This is a genomic window from Streptomyces sp., from assembly GCF_019510245.1.
In the GTDB taxonomy this organism is placed as follows: Bacteria; Actinomycetota; Actinomycetes; order Streptomycetales; family Streptomycetaceae; genus Streptomyces.
This window is the reverse complement of sequence record NZ_JAEKKT010000387.1, coordinates 1-4,279: the sequence shown is the minus strand read 5'-3', so window position 1 is coordinate 4,279 and position 4,279 is coordinate 1. Positions and strand designations below refer to the sequence as shown.

Here is a 4,279-nt window from a genome sequence, read left to right as displayed (position 1 = left end):
GCTTGAGCAGCAGGTACTTGGCCATCATGTCTCTCCCGGGTCCTGTTGCGGCCCATTCTGGCCGCTCTCACCACGGGGACGGAGCAGGGCAGGGGTTCTCGACATCGTCGCGGGGATTGTTTTTCCGGCTCTCGTAAAACGGCGGGAGCCCCCGCAGCCGACGCTGCGGGGGCTCGTGACCGGCAGGTGTCACACGCCGGCCGGTTCCGGTTCCTCGGCAGCCGGGGCCGGCTGGGACGCGGGCCCGCCCTTCTTCGCGGCCCGCTTCTTCGCGCGGCGCTCCTTGCGCAGCTCCAGCATGGTGTAGAGCGTCGGCACCAGAAGGAGGGTCAGCAGGGTCGAGGTGATCAGGCCGCCGATCACGACCACCGCGAGCGGCTGGGCGATGAAGCCGCCCTCGCCCGTGACGCCCAACGCCATCGGGAGGAGGGCGAAGATCGTGGCCAGGGCCGTCATCAGAATGGGACGCAGCCGGTGCCGGCCACCCTCCACCACGGCTTCGACGACGCCGTATCCCTGCTTGCGGTACTGGTTGATCAGGTCGATCAGCACGATCGCGTTCGTCACCACGATGCCGATGAGCATCAGCATGCCGATCATCGCCGGGACGCCCATCGGGGTGCCGGTGGCGATGAGGAGGCCGATCGCGCCCGTTGCCGCGAAGGGGATCGAGACCAGGAGGATCAGCGGCTGGGCCAGCGAGCGGAAGGTCGCCACCAGGAGCATGAAGACGATCGCGATCGCCGCCAGCATCGCCAGGCCCAGGTTCTTGAACGCCGAGTCCTGGTCCGAGGTGACGCCGCCGATCTCGGCCGTGGCGCCCTTGGGAAGCTTCAGGGCGTCGAGCCTGGACGTGAGGTCCGCGCTGACCGCGCCGGTGTTGTCGCCGGTCGGCTTGGCGGTGATCGTGGCGGCCCGCTGGCCGTCGATCCTCGTCATCGACACCGGGCCGTCCACCAGCTTCACGGTGGCGATGTCGCCCAGCTTCACCGGGCCGAGCCGCAGGTTCCGCAGCTGGTCCAGGGTCACGGCCGGCTTCGCCGACTTGATGACGACGTCCCGCTCGGTGTCGTCCAGGGTCGCCTGCGCGGCCGTCGTGCCCTTGACCGCCTGGGTCACCGCGGCGCCCAGCGTCTGGTCGTCGAAGCCCGCCGCCGCGGCCTTGTCGTTCGCCTTCACCGAGATGCGCGGCACGCTCTGCGCCAGGTCGCTGGTCACGTCCGTGACGTCGTCCAGGCCGGCCACCGTCTTGCGCACCTGCTCGGACGCCGCACGCAGGACGCCCGCGTCGGCCGCCTTCACGACCACGCTGAGGTCCTGGCTGCCGAAGCCGTCACCGGCGGCGACGGTCGTCGTGCCGATGCCGTCGAGCTTCTTCAGGCCAGCCTCGATGTCGTCCTGGACCCGGTCGTACTGCGCCGAGTCGTCCAGCATCACCTGGTAGGACGCCTGGTTGGTGTCCGTGCCGCCGCCGAAGGCCGCCATGAAGCCGGAGGAGCCGATGGTGACCTGGTAGTCCTTGACGCCCTTCGTGCCGGCGAGCAGCTTCTCGACCTTCCTCGCCTGGGCGTCGGTCGCCGCCAGGCTGGTGCCGGGCTTCAACTCCTGCTTGACGGTGAGGACTTCCTGCTCTCCCTGGTCGAAGAAGTTCGTCTTGAGGAGCGGGGCCATGCCGAAGGTGCCGATCAGGATCACGACCGCCAGCAGCATGCTCGTCAGACGGCGCCTCGTGGCGAAGCGCAGGACGGGGACGTAGAAGCGCTGAAGCCTGCTCCGCGCCTCCTTCTCCTCCGCGATCCGGCGTGCCTCGTCGGCGTCCTCGGGGGTGCCCTTCGGGGCGCGCAGGAACCAGTACGACAGGACCGGGACGACCGTCAGCGAGACCAGGAGCGACGCCAGCAGGGCCGCGGTCACCGTCAGGCTGAACGCGCCGAACAGCGCGCCCACCATGCCGCCGACCAGGCCGATCGGGAGGAACACGGCGACCGTGGTCAGGGTCGAGGACGTGACCGCTCCGGCCACCTCGCGGACGGCGCCGAGGATCGCCGAGTGCCGTTCCTCGCCGTAGCCGAGGTGCCGCTTGATGTTCTCCAGTACGACGATGGAGTCGTCGACGACCCGGCCGATCGCGATGGTCAGCGCGCCCAGCGTCAGCATGTTGAGGGAGAGGTCGCGGGTCCACAGGACGATCAGGGCCAGGACCACGGAGAGCGGGATGCTGACCGCCGTCACCAGCGTCGAGCGGACCGACGCCAGGAAGACCAGGATCACCAGGACCGCGAAGAGCAGGCCCAGCGCGCCCTCGGTGGTCAGGCCCGAGATGGCCTTCGAGACCGCCGGGCCCTGGTCGCTGACGACGGTGACCGTGGCGCCGGAACCGAGGTCCCCGCGCAGGTCGGACAGCTTGTCCTGGACCGCGTCCGAGATGGCGACCGCGCTGCCGTCGTGGTCCATGGTGACCGCGACGGAGAGGCTGGGCCTGCCGTCGGTGCGGGTGATGGAGTCGGCCGGGGCCTGCTCCTGCCGCACGCTGGCCACGTCGGCCAGCCGGACCGGCTTGCCCGAACCCTTCACCATGAGGTTCAGGATCTGCTCCAACGACGTGAAGCCGCCGCCCACCTGGACGGTCCGGTTGGCGCCGGCCTCGTCGAAGGAGCCGGCCGGGAGGGTCGCGCCGCCCGCCTGGAGGGCCTGCGCGAGGGACTGGGCGGTCAGGCCCGCCGTCGCCAGTTTCCGGTCGTCCGGGGTGACGGAGACCTGGAGGTCGCGCACACCGCTGACGGTGACCTGGCCCACGCCGTCGATGTTCTTCAGATCCGGTACGACGGTGCGGTCCAGCTGGTCCGCGAGGGCCTGCTGGTCCTTGTCCGAGGTGACGGCGAGGACGACGGTCGGCATGTCGTCCGTCGAACCGGCGACCACCTGCGGGTCCACGTCGTCGGGCAGTCGGGCCCGGTTGACGGCGAGCTGGACGTCGGCGACGAGCTGCTTGGTGTCGTTGCCGTAGTCGAAGGACGCCATGATGACGGCGTTGCCCTCGCTCGCCGTGGAGGTGACGCCGGAGATGCCGTCGACGGCTTCGAGGTTGTTCTCGATGGGCTCGACGACCTGCTTCTCGACGACGTCGGGTGCGGCACCCTGGTAGGGCGCGATCACCGACACCATCGGCAGTTCGATGGTGGGCAGGAGTTGCTGCTTCAGCTGCGGGATCGCGATCGCGCCGAACGCGATCGCGATGAGGGACATCAGGCCTATCAGGGCCCGTTGCGCGAGGCTGAATCGGGACAGCCAGGACATGGGTCAGGGTTCTCTCTTCTGTGAGCGGCAGAAGTGGCGTGGTGGCCCCTCAACCCTGTGGCATGCGTGTGAGGTGATCCGTAGCCTCCAGGACCATTTCCTTATACGGCGCCTACTCCGGGCGCAGTACGGGACGGTTGAGCTCACTCCACCCTTGGACGTACCAGCCCCGACTCGTACGCGATCACCACGAGCTGGGCCCGGTCCCGGGCTCTCAGCTTGGCCATGGCCCGGTTGACGTGGGTCTTGACGGTGAGCGGGCTGACCTCGAGGCGCTCGGCGATCTCGTCGTTGGAGTGACCACCGGCGACCTGGACGAGGACCTCGCGCTCGCGGACGGTGAGGGCGGCGAGGCGTTCGGAGCGCACCGGGTCGTTGTCGTCCGCGTCGCCCTGGGCGAGGAAGCGGGCGATCAGACCCTTGGTGGCGGCCGGGGACAGCAGGGCCTCACCGCCTGCCGCGACCCGGATGGCGCTGAGGAGTTCCTCGGGTTCGCTGCCCTTGCCGAGGAAGCCGGAGGCACCGGCCCGCAGGGACTGCACGACGTAGTCGTCGACCTCGAAGGTGGTCAGGATGACCACGCGGACATGGGCGAGGCCGGGGTCCTCGCTGATCATGCGGGTGGCCGCGAGGCCGTCCGTGCCGGGCATCCGGATGTCCATGAGGACGACATCGGCGCGCTCCTGCCTGGTCAGCCGGACCGCCTCGGCGCCGTCGGACGCCTCGCCGACCACCTCCATGTCCGGCTCCGAGTCGACGAGCACACGGAACGCGCTGCGCAGCAGTGCCTGGTCGTCGGCGAGCAGGACACGGATCGTCATACGGGCTCTCCCGGCTTGTCCCTGGCGGTGGTTCGGGTCTTGACCGGCAGGATCGCATGGACGCGGAAACCGCCGCCGTAGCGGGGACCGGTGGTGAGGGTGCCGCGCAGGGCGGTGACCCGCTCGCGCATGCCGAGGAGGCCGTGGCCGCCGCCGCTGTC

The 4,279-nt window shown here is 69.8% G+C and carries 2 protein-coding genes and 1 pseudogene; all 3 read right to left on the bottom strand.

What is annotated here, in order from left to right:
• Positions 1-189: 189 nt before the first annotated feature.
• Complete coding sequence (locus JF597_RS52495) at positions 190-3,297, bottom strand: efflux RND transporter permease subunit (RefSeq protein ID WP_294013991.1); 3,108 nt, start codon at positions 3,295-3,297, stop codon at positions 190-192.
• A 143-nt stretch (positions 3,298-3,440) separates the two neighbouring features.
• A complete protein-coding gene (locus JF597_RS52490) occupies positions 3,441-4,118 on the bottom strand; it encodes a response regulator transcription factor (protein WP_069763256.1) in 678 nt (225 codons plus the stop codon).
• A pseudogene (locus tag JF597_RS52485) lies at positions 4,115-4,279 on the bottom strand (two-component sensor histidine kinase); the annotation flags it as partial. The pseudogene JF597_RS52485 and the gene JF597_RS52490, both read right to left, overlap by 4 nt.